Origin of the sequence: Mesorhizobium sp. M1342, from assembly GCF_040317955.1 — a bacterium.
Classification (GTDB): Bacteria; Pseudomonadota; Alphaproteobacteria; order Rhizobiales; family Rhizobiaceae; genus Mesorhizobium.
Map to the genome: position 1 here is coordinate 49,739 of NZ_JAMYLI010000001.1, position 16,350 is coordinate 66,088.

General features: G+C 63.1%; 18 protein-coding genes, 1 tRNA gene, 1 pseudogene and 1 riboswitch. Of the genes and pseudogenes, 12 read left to right on the forward strand and 8 right to left on the reverse strand.

Annotated features, from left to right (window positions below):
• Positions 1-198: 198 nt before the first annotated feature.
• Entirely contained in the window at positions 199-1,449 is a 1,251-nt protein-coding gene (locus tag NKH06_RS00245) for a site-2 protease family protein (RefSeq protein WP_352891826.1), read from the forward strand.
• A 72-nt stretch (positions 1,450-1,521) separates the two neighbouring features.
• Here the strand turns inward: NKH06_RS00245 and lipB are convergent, their stop codons facing one another.
• A complete protein-coding gene (gene lipB / locus NKH06_RS00250) occupies positions 1,522-2,265 on the reverse strand; it encodes a lipoyl(octanoyl) transferase LipB (RefSeq protein WP_352439836.1) in 744 nt (247 codons plus the stop codon).
• 235 nt (positions 2,266-2,500) lie between these two features.
• On the opposite strand from lipB, the gene NKH06_RS00255 reads away from it, so the two are divergent.
• From NKH06_RS00255 to NKH06_RS00265, 3 genes are all read left to right on the forward strand, one after another.
• Positions 2,501-2,585 (forward strand) — tRNA-Leu (locus tag NKH06_RS00255).
• Between the two features lie 191 nt (positions 2,586-2,776).
• Positions 2,777-4,195: a magnesium transporter gene (gene mgtE / locus NKH06_RS00260; protein WP_023812369.1), complete on the forward strand. Its 1,419-nt coding sequence runs from the start codon at positions 2,777-2,779 to the stop codon at positions 4,193-4,195.
• A 157-nt stretch (positions 4,196-4,352) separates the two neighbouring features.
• Positions 4,353-4,739 carry a MerR family transcriptional regulator gene (locus NKH06_RS00265; protein ID WP_027034793.1) on the forward strand — a complete coding sequence of 129 codons (387 nt, stop codon included), beginning with the start codon at positions 4,353-4,355 and terminating at the stop codon, positions 4,737-4,739.
• A 252-nt stretch (positions 4,740-4,991) separates the two neighbouring features.
• Here NKH06_RS00265 and NKH06_RS00270 read toward each other — a convergent pair whose 3' ends face one another.
• A complete protein-coding gene (locus tag NKH06_RS00270; RefSeq protein ID WP_023812367.1) occupies positions 4,992-5,468 on the reverse strand; it encodes a methyltransferase family protein in 477 nt (158 codons plus the stop codon).
• Positions 5,465-6,463, reverse strand: a complete 999-nt coding sequence (locus NKH06_RS00275; RefSeq protein ID WP_352612451.1) for a heparan-alpha-glucosaminide N-acetyltransferase — start codon at positions 6,461-6,463, stop codon at positions 5,465-5,467. Before NKH06_RS00275 ends, NKH06_RS00270 begins: the two co-directional genes overlap by 4 nt.
• Positions 6,464-6,686: 223 nt before the next feature.
• Here NKH06_RS00275 and NKH06_RS00280 point away from each other — a divergent pair, with 223 nt between their 5' ends.
• The 5 genes from NKH06_RS00280 to cobO all read left to right on the forward strand — a co-directional run bounded on the left by NKH06_RS00280 (position 6,687) and on the right by cobO (position 10,296).
• Positions 6,687-7,886 (forward strand): MFS transporter, encoded by a 1,200-nt coding sequence (locus tag NKH06_RS00280; RefSeq protein ID WP_352632394.1) that lies wholly within the window; start codon positions 6,687-6,689, stop codon positions 7,884-7,886.
• A 56-nt stretch (positions 7,887-7,942) separates the two neighbouring features.
• Positions 7,943-8,146: riboswitch (cobalamin riboswitch) on the forward strand.
• A 36-nt stretch (positions 8,147-8,182) separates the two neighbouring features.
• Positions 8,183-8,362 (forward strand): CbtB domain-containing protein, encoded by a 180-nt coding sequence (locus tag NKH06_RS00285; protein WP_013531117.1) that lies wholly within the window; start codon positions 8,183-8,185, stop codon positions 8,360-8,362.
• 15 nt (positions 8,363-8,377) lie between these two features.
• Entirely contained in the window at positions 8,378-9,172 is a 795-nt protein-coding gene (locus tag NKH06_RS00290) for a CbtA family protein (protein WP_352439839.1), read from the forward strand.
• Positions 9,165-9,680 (forward strand): bifunctional adenosylcobinamide kinase/adenosylcobinamide-phosphate guanylyltransferase, encoded by a 516-nt coding sequence (cobU, locus tag NKH06_RS00295; protein ID WP_352891828.1) that lies wholly within the window; start codon positions 9,165-9,167, stop codon positions 9,678-9,680. The genes NKH06_RS00290 and cobU overlap by 8 nt, the downstream gene beginning before the upstream one ends.
• 1 nt (position 9,681) lies before the next feature.
• Positions 9,682-10,296 (forward strand): cob(I)yrinic acid a,c-diamide adenosyltransferase, encoded by a 615-nt coding sequence (gene cobO / locus NKH06_RS00300; protein WP_352439841.1) that lies wholly within the window; start codon positions 9,682-9,684, stop codon positions 10,294-10,296.
• Positions 10,297-10,567: 271 nt separating this feature from the next.
• On the opposite strand, the gene cbiB is transcribed toward cobO, so the two are convergent.
• Complete coding sequence (gene cbiB, locus NKH06_RS00305) at positions 10,568-11,536, reverse strand: adenosylcobinamide-phosphate synthase CbiB (protein WP_352439842.1); 969 nt, start codon at positions 11,534-11,536, stop codon at positions 10,568-10,570.
• Between cbiB and cobD the strand changes: the two genes are divergently transcribed.
• Both cobD and NKH06_RS00315 read left to right on the forward strand, forming a co-directional pair.
• On the forward strand, positions 11,535-12,584 hold the full coding sequence (gene cobD / locus NKH06_RS00310; RefSeq protein WP_352891829.1) for a threonine-phosphate decarboxylase CobD: 1,050 nt from the start codon (positions 11,535-11,537) through the stop codon (positions 12,582-12,584). The two genes, cbiB and cobD, sit on opposite strands and share 2 nt — an antisense overlap.
• Positions 12,581-13,090, forward strand: a complete 510-nt coding sequence (locus tag NKH06_RS00315; protein ID WP_023812360.1) for a tyrosine phosphatase family protein — start codon at positions 12,581-12,583, stop codon at positions 13,088-13,090. The genes cobD and NKH06_RS00315 overlap by 4 nt, the downstream gene beginning before the upstream one ends.
• A gap of 21 nt (positions 13,091-13,111) precedes the next feature.
• Here the strand turns inward: NKH06_RS00315 and NKH06_RS00320 are convergent.
• The 4 genes and pseudogenes from NKH06_RS00320 to NKH06_RS00335 form a co-directional block, all read right to left on the reverse strand.
• Positions 13,112-13,407 (reverse strand): annotated as a pseudogene (locus NKH06_RS00320) (type II toxin-antitoxin system RelE/ParE family toxin).
• Positions 13,407-13,661: a type II toxin-antitoxin system ParD family antitoxin gene (locus tag NKH06_RS00325; protein ID WP_352891830.1), complete on the reverse strand. Its 255-nt coding sequence runs from the start codon at positions 13,659-13,661 to the stop codon at positions 13,407-13,409. Before NKH06_RS00325 ends, NKH06_RS00320 begins: the two are co-directional and overlap by 1 nt.
• A 169-nt stretch (positions 13,662-13,830) precedes the next feature.
• Positions 13,831-14,634, reverse strand: coding sequence for a creatininase family protein (locus NKH06_RS00330; RefSeq protein WP_352891833.1), 804 nt, complete (start codon positions 14,632-14,634; stop codon positions 13,831-13,833).
• A 54-nt stretch (positions 14,635-14,688) separates the two neighbouring features.
• Positions 14,689-15,072 (reverse strand): RidA family protein, encoded by a 384-nt coding sequence (locus NKH06_RS00335; protein WP_023812356.1) that lies wholly within the window; start codon positions 15,070-15,072, stop codon positions 14,689-14,691.
• Between the two features lie 265 nt (positions 15,073-15,337).
• On the opposite strand from NKH06_RS00335, the gene NKH06_RS00340 reads away from it, so the two are divergent.
• Entirely contained in the window at positions 15,338-16,342 is a 1,005-nt protein-coding gene (locus NKH06_RS00340) for an ABC transporter substrate-binding protein (protein WP_127258460.1), read from the forward strand.
• The last annotated feature ends 8 nt before the right edge of the window (positions 16,343-16,350 follow it).

Genomic DNA, 16,350 nt, shown 5'->3' on the forward strand with positions numbered 1-16,350 from the left:
GACCGATCTGGTTCAGGATGTCATCTCACTGGTTTGCATGAGCACCTTTCTCGTTTCCATGGCGATCTGGATCGGAGCCATGTGATTTGGCGGCGTTCGCCGTCGCTGTTCCTGCACGGTCGAAGGCCGTTCCGCCGTTAAGCTTTTCTTGCCGTCGCGGCGTTAGGGTGCGCCGGCAAGACAGGGAGCAACGTCCAGGTGTCGCCCATCGTCACGGCCATTCTGGTGGCCAGCAATCTCGGGCTGATCTTTCTGTTGATGACCGTGCCGCTTGGTTTGCGCACGGTCCGGCTGACCCGTCTGGTGGCAATGGATCGTCAGCGCCTCTGGCAGGCGCTGTGGCCGCTCGGCAGCGATGCCGGCTGGTCCGGTGAGATCCTTTCCGCCGAGGCGCCGGACGGCGAGGGCGTGGCCCGCATCACGCTGTCGTGGGAAGGTCGCGACGGCAAGCCGATCGAACGCAAGTCGCGGTTTGAGGACGTCGTCGAAGGTATCAGCTTCTCGATGCGTGTCATTGAGGACACCGCGCTCGATGCTTCGTTCTGGAAGGACTTTTCCGAAACCGCCGAACTCGTTTCCGAAGGCACCAGCACGCGGGTGACGCTCAGCCAGACCGATCGCTATCGCGGCGTCGCGTTCCTGGTGTTCCGCTATTTCGCCCTGCGCCGCGAACTCTCCAAGCTGCAGCGCTGGGCGCGGACCGGGGAGTATCGCAAGGGCGGTTGGTTCGAGCATCCGTTGAGCCAGGTCGGTTTCGCCGGGCTTTCGGCGCTGATCCTATGGCCATTCTTCGGCCTTCACTTCGGCGGCCTGGCACTGGCCGCGATCCTCACATCAGTGGTCGCCCTGCATGAGCTTGGCCATATGGCGGCGTTTCGGCTTATGGGCCACAACCGGGCACGGATGATCTTCATTCCGCTGCTCGGCGGCATCGCCATTGGCGGGCGGCCCTATGACAGCCGTTTCGAAGTCGCCTTCGTGGCGCTGATGGGCGCCGGCTTCTCCGCATTCCTGGTGCCGATCGCTATCGCCGCCAGCACCTTTGCCGGCGCTGAAGGACATCGGCTGGCGGCGGCGCTGCTGGCGACACTGGCGGGCTTCGCCGCCCTGTTCAACATCGCCAATCTGGTGCCGGTGTGGAAGTTCGACGGCGGTCAGGTGCTGCGCCAGATCTGTCCGGGGCCGGTCGCGCTGGCGCTGGCTTCCTTCTTCCTGCTCTCGGCTTTCCTGGCCGTGGGTTGGCAGGCCGGCTTTTCCTCCAATTTCCTGCTCGCGACGGGAGCGGTGTTTTCGATCCTCAGCCTGTTGACGATGAGCAGCGGGGTCAAGCCGCGTTACGAGCTGAAGCCGATCCGCACCATCGACCGCCTCGCCATGGCCGCGGCGTTGCTGGCGGTGTTCGCCATCCATGGCTATGGCGTCCTGTGGGCCTCCGCCCAGCTCATCTGAGGTGTGTTGATATTCAGATGGATGCCGGCCTGTGAATCACACATAGCTTGAGCCGTACCGGATCAGGAAGAATCAGCCGGCCTTGCGCTCGGCTTCGACAGGCAAAGCCGTGGCGGGACCGAACACATCCTCGAAGGCGGATTTCAGCGCCAGGTCAAGATCGGCCATGGTCAGGGGAAGGCCGAGGTCGACGAGGCTGGTGACGCCGTGGTCCTGCACGCCGCAAGGCACGATGCCGCTGAAATGGTCGAGATCGGGCTCGACATTGATGGCGATGCCGTGGAAGCTCACCCAACGCCGCAGCCGAATGCCTATGGCCGCGATCTTGTCCTCGGCCGGCGAGCCGTCCGGCAGGGCAGGGCGGTTCGGCCGCACGACCCAGACGCCGACCCGGTCCTCGCGGCGCTCGCCCCGCACGTTCAAGACGGCCAGCGTGCCGATGATCCACTGTTCGAGCGCCGCGACGAAGGCGCGGACGTCCTCGCGCCGCCGCTTCAGATCAAGCATGACATAGGCGACCCGCTGGCCCGGCCCATGATAGGTGTATTCGCCGCCGCGGCCGGCCGCGAACACCGGGAAGCGGTTGGCGTCGATCAGGTCCTCGCCGCGGGCGCTGGTGCCGGCCGTGTAGAGCGGCGGGTGTTCGACCAGCCAGACCATTTCGCCGGCGGCCCCGCTGCGGATCGCCTCGGCGCGCGCCTCCATGAAGGCAAGTGCTTCGGGATAGGCGGTAAGGCCGGGCTCGATCAGCCATTCGACCGGTGCTGAACCGGGGAGCGGCAGGAACGACGTGGCGATCTGGCTGCGTTCGGGCATGGCGTATCGTCTTTTCGCTTATGCATGTCGCGTCCCAAAACCGCCTCGCACCTTTGGGTGACATCAACTTGCCTTCCATATGGCGATATCAGGCGCAAACGTCCAGTTCCGACGCTGCGTTCGGACCCTGTGGAGCATTATGCCAATCGCCTGACATTATTGCTTGCCGTGCACTTGTTTCGCCGGAAACGATTTGCTACACGCCGCGAGCCGGTCGGTTCCGGCTCTACCACGTGCGGTCGTGGCGGAATTGGTAGACGCGCAGCGTTGAGGTCGCTGTGGGGCAACCCGTGGAAGTTCGAGTCTTCTCGACCGCACCATTCTCTTCCCAGAGTCCGATTTGTACCGGTCTCGCCCGCTGCGGGCCGGGCGCATTTCGTTTGATATTCCCGCACTTTACGCCACTTTCTTTCTGAGCGTCGGATTCTCCCAAAACCGGTTTCCCCTTTTGGGTCCGATGCTCTAGACCTGATTTGCACCTTTTCCGGGATTCTTGTGGCGGGAGGCGCTGGTGGAAGGCGAGCACGAACGGACGACCGGCGCCAGGGCCGCCGAGGACAACCACGCCGATATCTATGGCGAGGACGGCGCCGTGCTTTCGTCCTTCCTTGCGCGGATTGGCGCGGCGATCGCCGACCGCGACACGCTGACCCTCAAGCATGAAGTCGACGACCTGCACCAGTCGGAACTCGGCGACCTGCTCGAGGCGCTGCATCCCGAACAGCGCCGCGCGCTGGTCGAACTCCTGGGCGCCGATTTCGACTTCTCCTCGCTGACGGAGGTCGACGAGGCGATCCGTATGGAGATCGTCGACAATCTGCCCAATGCGCAGATCGCGCAGGCCGTGCAGGAGCTCGATTCAGACGACGCCGTCTACATTCTTGAGGATCTCGACCAGGAAGACCAGGACGAGATCCTGTCGCAACTGCCGTTCACCGAGCGGATCAGGCTGCGCCGCTCGCTTGATTATCCCGAAGAGACGGCCGGCCGCCGCATGCAGACCGAGTTCGTCGCGGTTCCGCCGTTCTGGACGATCGGCCAGACCATCGACTACATGCGCGAAGACAACAACCTGCCCGAGCGCTTCAGCCAGATCTTCGTCATCGATCCGAGCTTCAAGCTGCTCGGCGCCATCGACCTCGACCAGATCCTGAGGACCAAGCGTTCGGTCAAGGTCGAGGAAGTGATGCACGAGACGCGGCACGCCATTCCGGCCACCATGGACCAGGAAGAGGCGGCGCGGGAATTCGAGCAGTACGATCTTTTATCGGCCGCGGTCGTCGACGAGAACGAACGGCTGGTTGGCGTTCTGACCATCGACGATGTCGTCGACGTGATCCAGCAGGAGGCCGAGGAAGATCTGATGCGCATGGGCGGCGTCGGCGACGAAGAGCTTTCCGACAGCATCTTTTCGACCTCGCGATCACGCGTTCCGTGGTTGCTGATCAACCTTCTGACCGCGTTCCTGGCGGCGTCGGTGATCAGCCTGTTCGACCGCACGATCGAACATATCGTCGCACTGGCGGTGCTGATGCCGATCGTCGCCGGCATGGGCGGCAATGCCGGCTCGCAAACCATGACCGTCACCGTGAGGGCGTTGGCGACCAGGGATCTCGACATCTACAATGCCGGCCGCATCATTCGCCGCGAGATGGGTGTCGGCTTCATCAACGGCATCGTCTTCGCCATCCTGATCGGCATCGTTGCGGCAGCCTGGTTCCGTGACCCCAATCTGGGCGGCATCATCGCGGCGGCGATGATCATCAACATGTTCGTGGCCGCCCTGGCCGGCATCCTGATTCCGCTGCTGCTCGATCGTTTCAAGATCGATCCGGCGGTCGCTTCGGCGGTCTTCGTCACCACGGTTACCGACGTCGTCGGTTTCTTTGCATTTCTCGGCATCGCCACGTGGTGGTTCGGTGTGCCCTGAAGGCACGCCTTTTGGCTTAATTGACTTTTACGTAAATGCCGTGCGAGGCTTGCGCGGGGCGCCATGTCGATTCCGGCATGGCATGGGTTTTGGTTCGGGACATAAGGGTGACGCCGGCATGGCGATCGCCCCTTGGTTTCGGCGTGCGGGAGTGGCAATGCGAGAATATTATTCGATCACCGAGTTGACCCGTGAGTTCGATGTGTCGACGCGGACGCTGCGCTTTTACGAGGACGAAGGGCTGGTGCAGCCGGTGCGGCGTGGCCGCACGCGGCTGTTTCGCCCCTCCGACCGCCACCTCATCCGTCAGATCATGCGCGGCAAGAGGCTTGGTTTCTCGATCAACGAAATCCGCGAAATCATCCAGATGTACAGGGAGCCGCCCGGCGAAGTCGGCCAGCTCAACCTGATGATCAAGCGCATCGAGGAAAAGCGCGAGGATCTCCGGCAGAAGCGCCGCGACCTCGAGGAGACGCTGGCTGAACTCGACCAGGCCGAGGAGTCTTGTGTGGAGCGGCTGGTCGAGCTTGGCGTGAATACCTGAGCGGACTGGATTCTATCGCGCGTTAGCGTTCGGAATGAGCGGAAACGTCTATTCCTTCTGCAATGCACCGCGACGGCGCAGAACTTTGCTCCGCTGCACTCCTAGACCGAGGTCACGGCATGGATCCTAGGGTCTCCGCGACGGAGCTGCGCTCCTGCTTCGCCCTAGGATGACGAAGTTCGCAAGACTTAGGCTAATCGCCGAAGTGTGCACCTGTCAAAACCTCTCCGCGATGGAAACCGGAGCGCCAGCTCAAATCCAGCGGCGCACGCGTTTGGCGTAGTCGCGGTATTTCTTGCCGAATTTTGCCGCCAGCATCTTTTCCTCGCCTTCGATCGCCATTTTTTGCGTGGCATAGGCGGCGATGAAGGCGAGCGGCAGGAACCACACGATGCCCGAGACAAAGGCGACGCCGATCAACAGCAGGGTGTTGGCCAGATACATCGGATTGCGGGTGATGCCGAAGGGACCCGTGGTGACCAGGTGATCGGGCACAGCGTTCGGGTTCAGCGTGGTCTTGGCGCGGACCATGGTGCGGATCGCGGTGACCCAGAGCGCTGCAACGGCAAGCAGCACCACCCAGCCGGCGGCGAAAAGAATGTCGCCCAGGAGGTCACCGATCCAGGGCAGGGGATAGAGCAGGCCCAGCGCGATGCTGATGGCGATGGCGGCGGTGTAGATCAGCGGCGGCCACGGTATGAGCCCCGGCTTCGGCTGGTTCTCGGTCATTTGACCCCTTCCTCCATCAACTTGCTGTCCGTCTTGGCGGTACACATGCCGGCGAGATCGGACAGATGCGTCTTCCATTCCGCAGTCTGGTCGTTGTTGTAGAGCCGATCAAGCGTCGCCTCGCCCTCGAGCGTATCGAGCATGCAGACACAGTAGCTCGTACAGAACTCGGTGTCGCGCGACTGCTCGCAGGACAGCTGGCAGGTTTTGAGGAAATTCACCTGCGGGGTTTCGACCTGCGCCGGCATGATCTGCGAGAACAGCCAGACGCAGCCGATCAGCAATGGCTGGTGGATCAGGTAGAACGCCAGGCTGTGCCGGCCGATAAAGACCAGCGGGTTGGCCCAGCGACCGGGCGCCAATTCGGCAAGCCGGGCAAGCACGCCTGAACCGGCGGCGAGTTTCGTCACCGCGATGCCTGCAAGCACGGCGCCGAACCATGGAAACAACGGAACGTAGTCGTTGGAGCGTGGATTGTTAGCCGACAGGCCTACCCACCACAGCCATGGGTGATCGAACGCCTCGAGGCGCAGATAGACAGGCGCCGCAATGACGAGCGCGGCGACGACAAGCGTCAGCAGTGCCGGCAGCCGCAGAAAGGCGAGGCCGAGCAGGCTGGCCAGCGCGATCTCGTGCAAAATGCCGAAGAAGATGAATCCATCCGGGGTGGCGATGCGGGTGACGACCGAAATCGCGATCGCGGCTCCGGCGACCATGGCAAACCGCTTCCAGAAGCCGTTCCAGCGGATCTGTCGGCCATGGGCGAGGTACAGGCTGACGCCAACCAGGAACAGGAAGGTCGAGGCTATGCAGCGCGCGTAGATCTTCCACCAGCCGAAGGCGGTCAGGCCGGGATCGGTGTAGCCGAAGAACTCCAGATCCCAGGTGAAATGGTAGCTTGCCATGGCGATCAGCGCGATGCCGCGCACGATGTCGATGACGACGATGCGCTTTGGTCGATCCTGAACGGGTGCGGTCGGCGTTTGGATGCTCATGGTCTCGCATTCTGATTCAGCCCCGTTGGAGGACTATCACGGTTGCCCCGGACAAAAGAAGACCGGCAATCCTGCCGATAACGCCGGATCGGCCGCGGCATTGGGCCAGTGCCGGGAAGCCTTTGGCCGGCTTCGCTTTTGCCGGATGCACGTCGGTTTCCTCTTATTGGCACTGGGGTCGCCACGGCAGATTTAACCCGGTGAATCTGCTTCGGGGAAAGCAATGTCCACCCATGTGCGCCATCCGATCTGGCTGCCGGCTCTCAAGGCCGCGGACGCGCGCACCTTCGCGTCGCTCTATGCAGTCGAATCCTTCGCCCGCGCCACGGTGTCGAGCGTCATCCCGATCCAGGCCTATGAAATCCTGCACAACGAGCAGATCGTGTCGATGCTCTACACAGTCGTGGCGATGCTCGGCCTGTCGGTGACATTGTTCATGCCGATGCTGATCCGCCGCTTTGCCCGCCGCTGGGTCTACACATCAGGCGCCTGCCTGCTGGCCGTCGGCTCGCTGTTCTTCGTCACCGACACGCTTGCCGGGCAACTGGCCGGCATGCTGTGCCGGGTGATGGGCGCCAGCGCGCTGTCGATCACGCTCAACCTCTACATCATGGACCACATCCGCAAGACCGACTTCATGCAGGCCGAATCGCTGCGCATGGCGTGGTCGATGCTGGCCTGGACCGGTGGGCCGACGCTCGGCATCTTCCTCTACACGCGCTTCGGCATCTATGCCGCGCACGGTGCGGTCGCGGTGTTCGCGTTTGCCCTGCTGGCGCTGTTCTGGACCTACCGCCTCGGCGACACCCAGTCCATCCGTCCGGGCAAGACGCGCCCTGTCAATCCGCTCGCCAATATCGGCCGCTTCGTCGCGCAGCCCAGGCTCAGGCTGGCCTGGCTGATTGCCTTCGGCCGCTCCTGTTTCTGGACAACGTTCTTCGTCTACGGGCCGCTGTTCATGGTGATCACCGGCGAGGGCAAGCTGGCCGGCGGCCTGCTGGTTTCGGCCGGCAACGCGCTTTTGTTCATGGCCATCTTCTGGGGCAAGGCAGGAAAGCGCTTTGGCGGCCGCAGGACCATGACATTCGCCTATTTCGCCATGTCGGCCACGCTGCTGGCGGCAGGCTTCGTCGGCGAAACCGTGCCGCTGCTCACCGGCGCCTTCCTGCTCTGCGGCGCCTTCTTCACCATTGCGCTCGACGCGCTCGGCTCGACCGCCTTCATGCGTTCGGTGCGCTCCTATGAAAGATCGCAGATGGCGGCGGTCTACCGCACCTATCTCGACTTTTCCGAGCTGACGCCGCCGCTGGTCTATTCGGTGGTGCTGGCCTTCTTCGGCCTTGGCGCGGTGTTCGTCACGCTCGGCCTGCTGGCGGCGGTCTGCGGCTTTGTGACGTGGCGCTATCTGCCGAAATCGCTTTGACCTTCATGGCGCATTCGCAATGGCCGCCGGCGGAATTTGGTTTGCCGGAGGCGAGGATTCTGCCTATAGTCGCCGGTGTCGCCGGTTCCATTTTGGAGCCAAGAGGGAATGCGGTGCGGGCGAATTCGCCCAATGCCGTGGCTGCCCCCGCAACTGTGTGCGGTAGTCCTCTCCATATGCCACTGAAGATTTTTCTTCGGGAAGGTGGGGAAGGATGCTGATCCGCGAGCCAGGAGACCTGCCGGCGACAGGAAACTGACTTCGATGCCCTCGGGTGGAGGGCGAAAGGACAAGACATGACTACCGCTTCCGTCTCCCTCGGCGCCTCCGTCTCCTCGCAGTCGCGCTTCATGCAGCTCGCGCTTGCCGCGCTGCTCGGCATTTTCGTGATGGGCTTTGTCGGCTTCTCGCATATCGATGCCGTCCATAATGCGGCTCACGACTATCGCCATTCGATGGCGTTTCCCTGCCACTGACGAGGGGCTGACATCATGAATCTGTTTCGCAACGTCGTGTTCATCGCGGCGATCGCAGGGCTCGTGGCCGGCGTCGTCCTCGCCTGCCTGCAGGCCTATGCCACCGTGCCGCTGATCCTGAAGGCGGAAGTTTACGAACAGGCGGGCGGCGGGCATCACCATGACCATGGCGCTCCGGCCGCAACGGATAGCAATGCCATGAGCACAACTGCTCCGGCGGGAGATGCGATGAGCTCTGCTGCCCCGGCTGCGGCGGAAGCCGCTCCGGCAGACGAAGGTTGGGCGCCGGCAGACGGTTTCGAGCGTTTCGCCTTCAGCGTGCTTGCCAATATCGTCACCGGCATCGGCTTCGCCTTGATCCTGGTCGCGGTCTCCGAATTCGCCGGCGGCATCGGTGGCTGGCGCCAGGGCGTGTTCTGGGGCCTTGCCGGCTTTGCCGTGTTCACGCTGGCACCGGGCCTCGGCCTGCCGCCGGAATTGCCTGCCATGCCGGCCGCCGATCTCACCCAGCGGCAGATCTGGTGGTGGGCAACGGTGGCGGCAACCGCTGCCGGTCTCGGCCTGATCGCGTTCCGCAAGTCGCTGCCGCTGGCGATCCTTGCCGTCTTTTTGATCGTCGCACCGCATGTTGTCGGTGCACCGCAGCCCGACAGTTACGAGACGGCGATTCCGGAAGGGCTGCATCACCAGTTCGTGGTGGCGGTGACCGTGACCAACCTCGTGTTCTGGCTGGTGCTCGGCGCGGTCGTCGGTGTGGTGCGTGGCCGCTTCACCGGCACCGCGACCAGCCTGCGCGACAGCTTTGCCTGATCGCAAGACACTGACCTTCCTCATCGGCGGTGCGCGGTCCGGCAAGAGCGCGCACGCCGAAATCCTGGCGACCGCCTTGCCGCCGCCCTGGACCTATATCGCCACGGCGCAAGCCTGGGATGACGAGATGCGTGAGCGCATCGCGCTGCACCGGTCGCAGCGCGGCGAAGGCTGGACGACCATCGACGCACCGCTCGATCTCGCCGGCGCGCTTGCCGCCTTGCCTGATAACCAACCGGTACTCGTCGACTGCCTGACGTTGTGGCTGACCAACCATATGCTGGCCGAACACGATTTCGAGCTGGAATGCCGCCGATTGGCAGAGGTGCTGTCGCGGCCGCGCGGACCCTGGTTCGTGGTGTCCAATGAAGTCGGCCAAGGTATCGTGCCGGACAATGCACTGGCGCGCCGGTTTCGCGATGCCGCCGGCCGGCTCAACCAGCAGGTCGCGGCGATTGCCGATACGGTGCTGCTGATGGTGGCGGGGCTGCCGCTCAAGGTGAAATGACATGACCGACATCGACGATAAGGACGAAGAACGCCACCGCGCCAAGATGGCTAAGCGCAAGGCGGTGCAGGATGCCGAGGTGGCGAGCAAGACGGTCGAGAAGGGGCTGCTGATCGTCAACACCGGCCCCGGCAAGGGCAAGACCACGGCCGCCTTCGGCCTGGCGCTGCGGATGCTCGGCTACGGCAAGCGCGTCGGTGTCGTCCAGTTCATCAAGGGCAAATGGCACACCGGCGAGAAGGATGCGTTCGCCGCCTTCGGCGACCGCGTCGTCTGGCACGCGATGGGCGAGGGGTTCACCTGGGAAACGCAGGATCTGAAGCGCGACATCGCCGCGGCCGAAGCCGCGTGGGCCAAGGTGCTCGAGCTGATGGCCGACCCGTCGATCAGCCTGCTGGTGCTCGACGAGATGAACATCGCGCTGCGCTACGACTATCTCGATCTCGACAAGGTGGTTGCGGCGCTGAAAGCGCGGCGCGAGGGCCTGCATGTCGTGGTCACCGGCCGCAACGCCAAGCCGGCGCTGGTCGAGGCGGCCGACCTCGTCACCGAGATGGGCGTGACCAAGCATCATTTTTCCGCGGGCGTGAAGGCCCAGCAGGGAATCGAGTTCTGAGGCTTCTTACCCCCTTTGAAGGCAGGGCTATCGCATATGGATTCTTGCGAAGAGGGACCCCCACCCTAACCCTCCCCACAAGGGGGAGGGAACGCTGCCGCGTGCCTTTAATTCTTCTTTGGCGCCGAAAAGACAGGCGATTCGCTTGGGTCGGCGCCAGCGGAAGTCTCCCTCGCCCTTGTGGGGAGGGGCTAGGGGTGGGGGTCCGTGCCGGGCAGACATCTCAGGAATTCCATATGCGATAGCCCTGCCCACAAGGGGGAGCGTGAGATCACGTCACGATGACAACGACCGAAACCAACCCGAACAGGGCGATCAGCAGATAGTCGGCAACGCGATAGAGTTTCAGCGCCTGCCTGATGTCGAGGCTGTCGGCTTCGCGCCGCCCACCTTCGCCCATGAAGACGTCGTCGACCAGGACGCCGCCGTAGCTGCGCGGCCCGGCGAGCGCCAGGCCGAGCGCGCCAGCCATCGCCGCTTCCGGCCAGCCGGCATTGGGTGAGCGATGTTTTTTCGCGTCGCGCAATACCGCATGCCAGGCATTTTTCGCATCAGCGCCTTTGACGAGGAACGCCGCCAGCACGATCAGCAGCGCCGTCAGCCGCGACGCCGGCAGATTGATCCAGTCGTCGAAGCGCGCCGCTGCCCAGCCGAACGCCTCGTGGCGCGGGGTGCGGTGGCCGATCATCGAATCGGCGGTGTTGGCGGCCTTGTAGGCGGCGCCGCCGGCCAGGCCGCCGACGCCGGTCCAGAAGGCGGGGGCGACGATGCCGTCAGAGAAATTCTCGGCCAGGCTCTCGATCGCCGCGCGGCAGACGCCGGCCCTGTCGAGCGTTTCAGGGTCGCGGCCGACGATCCGCGAAACGGCAACGCGGCCCAAAGCCAGGCCGCCGGTGTCGAGCGCGTCAGCCACCGCCTCGACATGCTCATAGAGGCTCTTTTGCGACAGAAGCGACGTTGCCAGAAGGGCCGTGATGACGAGGCCCATGGGAACAAACCAGAACAGGATCTGCACGCCCAGGCCAATTATCGCCGGCACCAGCACGATGACCAGCAGCGCCTGGACACCACGCTTGCGACGCAGCGCGTCGGGATCAGTGGCGCGGTTGAGCCTGTGGTCGAGAAAGGATATCAGCCTGCCGAACCACGTCACCGGATGGCCGATGGCGCGAAACAGCCAATCGGGGTAACCGAGGGCGAATTCGACGGCCAATGACAGGAAAGCGATCAGGACTGACATGAAGCTTCTTAATGGGGCGGTTGTGGACCATGGTGGAAGTCTTGGCCGCGCGAGGGGGCTTTTTCCCAACGCCCTGCTGCCATTCGTCGACCTCTCGACCGGTATCAATCCGCACTCCTACCCGCTTTTCGACCTGCCCGCCACCTCGCTGTCGCGGTTGCCGGAAGCCGCGCGCACGCGTGAGCTGACAGAGATCGCTGCCAGTGCCTATGGGGCGCCGTCGCCAGCCAACATCGTGGCGGCACCGGGCACGCAGATCCTGTTGCCGCGCGTCGCCTCGCTGATTACCCCCGGAAGGGCGCTGGTGCTGGGTCCGACCTACGCCGAACATGCCCGCGCAGCAGTGATCGCCGGGCACGCGGTGACCGAGGTCGGCGATTTCGCTGACCTGGCGGACGCCGACCTTGCCATCATCGTCAATCCGAACAATCCGGATGGACGTGTCATCGAGCGCGACCGGTTGCTGGCTCTGGCTGCCGGATTGCGCGCCAAGGGCGGGCTGCTGGTTGTCGACGAGGCGTTCATGGATGTTGGGCCGCGCGAGCATAGCCTCTGCGGCGATGTCGGCCAGGGCGGTATCGTCGTGCTGCGTTCGTTCGGCAAGTTCTTCGGCCTGGCCGGGCTGCGGCTCGGTTTTGCACTTTCCGATGCTGTGACGGTCGAACGGCTGGAAACACAATTCGGGCCATGGGCCGTTGCCGGCCCGGCGCTGGAATACGGCATCCGCGCGCTTGCCGACATCGGCTGGCAGGACGCGATGCGATCATCCCTTGCCGGCGCATCGGCGCGGCTCGACGCGCTGTTGGCCCGCTTCGGCGTACCCGTAGCGGGCGGCACCACATTGTATCGTTTCCTCAGTTTGACCAATGCCGCCGATTTGTTTGCCGCGCTCGGCGAGCGCGGCATCCTGCTTCGCCATTTTGCCGATCGGCCTGACGTTCTGCGCGCCGGCCTGCCGGGAAGTGAGGAGGAATGGCAGCGGCTCGAGACCGCTCTTGCCGAATGGGCGTCGCGGCGCGAGGATCAATCGAAGGGTTCGGAACAATGATCCATGTCTGTTCGCTGGCAAAGATCGAGGAAACGGTGGCCAGGACCGGCGCCGACCGCATGCTGTCGCTGCTTGCCGCCGGAACGGAGGTGGTCCGTCCGGCGTCGATCGCCCGAGAAAACCATCTGCATCTGGTCATGCATGACATCGCGGCGGCGCAGGACGGCATGACCATGCCGGGCGAGGAGCATGTCCGTAACCTGCTCGATTTCGCGCGCCGCTGGGACCGGGCAAGGCCGATGCTCGTGCATTGCTATGCCGGCATCAGCCGCTCGACCGCCTCCGCCTACATCATTGCGGCGGCATTGGCGCCGAAACGCGATGAGGCCGAACTGGCTCAGACATTGCGGACGCTGTCGCCATCGGCGACACCCAATCCGCGGCTGATTGCGGTGGCCGATGCGCTGCTTGATCGCAACGGCCGCATGATCGAGGCAATCGAATCGATCGGGCGCGGTGCGGATGCCTTTGAAGGCACGCCCTTTGCGCTGAGGATCGACAGCTAGCTGCCCCATGTCGTTGTTCGATTATCGAGTGCCTTCATTCGCCCAATCTTCATGCCCGTGGCGTACCCGGACAATGAACACGTCGCCGTCGGCTTCGATCCGGTAGACGACAAGATGGGCTTTGAAGGGATGGATACGCATCGGTGGCCTCAATTCAAGCCGCTCTCGCGCTATTCGGGGACTGGCAGCGATCAGGTCAAAGATCGTGAACAACTCGTCATGATACTGTCTGGCCTGCACAGCGCCGAACGGCGCACCCCTTGCTCGGCAATACCGACGATGTCCTCTTCCGCGGCTAAAGAAAGGCGAAATCCCACTACCTATTGCCGGATGGCTTTTCAGCGCCTTTAACCGCCTCCGTGAAAAGCGCGTCCCTGGATCGATTGCCGATGCCACTCTTCAAGCCATCATCGACAAAGCGCTGCATGGCGGCAATCTTGTCGTTGCGCTCCTGATCCCGACGGATCAAATCGCGCACATAATCGCTCGCGTTGGCGTAGCGGCCCGTTTCGGTTTGCGCCTCAACCCAATCTTTCATCGGATCGGGCAATGATACGTTCATCGTTGCCATACTGGCCTCCATATCCCGTCCAGTATGGCCCATTTTGGCAAAGTTTGTCAAAATCTCTTGTGCGGAAATCTCTCTGTGCAAAAGCGTGATCGTCTGATCCGCCCTCCGTCGCCTGGTTTGTTCAAGAGGACAGCGTTTGCCTTTCGATGCCAGACCACTGGTTTGGAGGCTACGTCAACCAGTCCGCGAGCTTCGCCTTGCGCACATCCCGCAGCAGGCTGATGAACCCGTCGGCCTGATATTCTGCCGTCAGCCGGCCCTTCTCCGCCGTCGCGATGCTGGCATCGCCGACGACGCCGTTCGGGTTGAGATCGCCAGCTATCCAGGCAAAGGCGTGGGTGCCGGTGTGGCGCAGCAGCGAGAATTCCTTCTCGGCCTTGGCGACATTGGAAACGAAATTGTCGGCCTTGCCCATGTCGACGAGGTCCGGCCGGAAATGCAGCATCAGCGAGGTCTCGACATCGCCGCCATGGATGCCGTGACGGTCCTCCAGTTCGGTGTACATGCCGGCCGGACGACCAAAACGCTGCCAACTGGTCTTTACCGCCAGCATCTTTTCACGCACGCGCAGTTCGCGCGTGACAATGCCCATGATCTCTTCGTTGCCGCCATGCGAATTGACCACGATCAGCTTGCGCACCCCGGCGCGAGCGATCGACAGGCCAAGCTCGGTCCAGGCTTCTATCAGCGTGGTTGCCGGCAGAGTGAGGGTGCCCGGCGCGTGCAGATGTTCGTTCGACTTGCCCACTGCCTGGACCGGCAGGATGCGGATGTCGAGATCGTCGGGCAGGCTCGAAATAACCGTGTCGAGCATGCCGTTCATGATCGAAGTGTCGGTAGAGACCGGCAGATGTGGCCCATGCTGCTCGATCGCCGCCACCGGCAGCACGGCGATCGTCGCCTCCGGATCGATCGAGGCGTATTCGGTGGTCCGGTAGTCGCCCCACCACACACGTCTTTTGGGTACGGTCATGTCATGCCTCTTCAATGGTCCGGCAGACCTAGCGCGGCAAGCGCGGTCTGTCGATCACCCGGCCGCGATGGCCTCGACCTCGACCTTGAATTCGGGGCGGGCAAAGCCGGAAACGATCATCAGCGTCGAGGCCGGCGCGGGGCTGGAAAACAGCCGGTCGCGGACATCCATATAGGGCCGCAGATGCGCGCGATCGGTGACATAGGTGTTGATGCGCACGATATCCCTCAGACCCAGGCCGGCTTCGCCGAGAATCGCCGCGATGTTTTGAAAGCAGAGTTCGGCCTGCGCGCCGGCGTCTTCGGGAATCTGGTCGTCCGCGGTGATGGCGACCTGACCCGAGCACAGCACCAGCCGCTTGCCAGCCGGCACCTCGACGCCGTGGCTGTAGCGGGCAAAGGGCGGCTTGATCGACTTCGGGGTGAGGAATCTGAACATGGCAATCTCCTGGATGCCGTCAGCCTAAAGCCGGACCCACTACACCTTCAAGATGGCGGTGCATGTTGCCCGGGCGATTATGGACAGCCGTTCAAAAAATAGGCACGATGCCTTCCGTACAGCATGACCCGTCCGCGCTTGGCATGGCAACGTCTTTCAAGCGGGCGGCCCCGGCGCCAGACGCCGGTGGCATGTGTCTTGCTTCTTGAATCTTTGGTGTCGAGCCTGGCGCGTGGCGCGCCGGAGCAAACAGAGGGTGGTGTCGATGTACGGAAAACAGAAGATCTCGGTGGCGGTTGTGGCCCTGCTTGCAGCCAGCACGCTGGGTGCTGCTGCGAATGAGAAAGTCACCTTCGGCACCAACTGGTTGGCCGAGCCGGAGCATGGCGGATATTACCAGTCCGTGGCGGACGGCACCTATGCTGCCTGCGGCCTCGACGTCACCATTATGCAGGGCGGTCCGCAGGTCAGCGGCCGGCCGATGCTGCTGGCCGGCAAGATCGATTTCTACATGGGCGGCAATCTGCTGTCGGCTTTCGATGCCGTCCAGCAAGGCATTCCGATGCGGGTGGTGGCGGCGGATTTCCAGAAGGACCCGCAGGTCATCATGTCCCATCCCGGCGAAGGGCTCGACAAATGGGAGGACCTGAAGAACGCCGACCAGTACATATTGGGTGACGAGGGCGTGCAGACCTTCTTCCAGTGGATGGTCATCGAACTCGGCTTCGATGCCTCCAAGCGCGCGCCCTACACCTACAACACCGCTCCCTTCCTCGCCAACAAGAAGTCGATCCAGCAGGGCTACGTCACCTCCGAGCCGTTCGCGGTCAAGAAGGAAGGCGGCTTCGTGCCGAACCAGTTCCTGCTCGCCGACTATGGCTGGGACACCTACTCGACGACGATCGAGGTGATGCAGGACACGATCGACAAGAAGCCGGAGGTGGTCCAGTGCTTCGTCGATGGCTCCGCCAAGGGCTGGTACAAATATCTCTACGGCGACAACAAGGCCGCCAACGACTTGATCAAGAAAGACAATCCCGACATGAGCGACGAGCAGATCGCGTTCTCGATCGAGCAGATGAAGAAGTTCGGCCTGGCCGATTCCGGCGACACCGAAAAGCTCGGCATCGGCGCCATGACCGACGAGCGGATCAAGAGTTTCTACGACAAGATGGTCAAGGCCAAGGTCACGCCAGCCGGCATCGACATCAAGAAGGCCTACACGCTGACCTTCATCAACAAGGGCGTCGGGCTCGAGCTGAAGAAATAGGCCGGTCC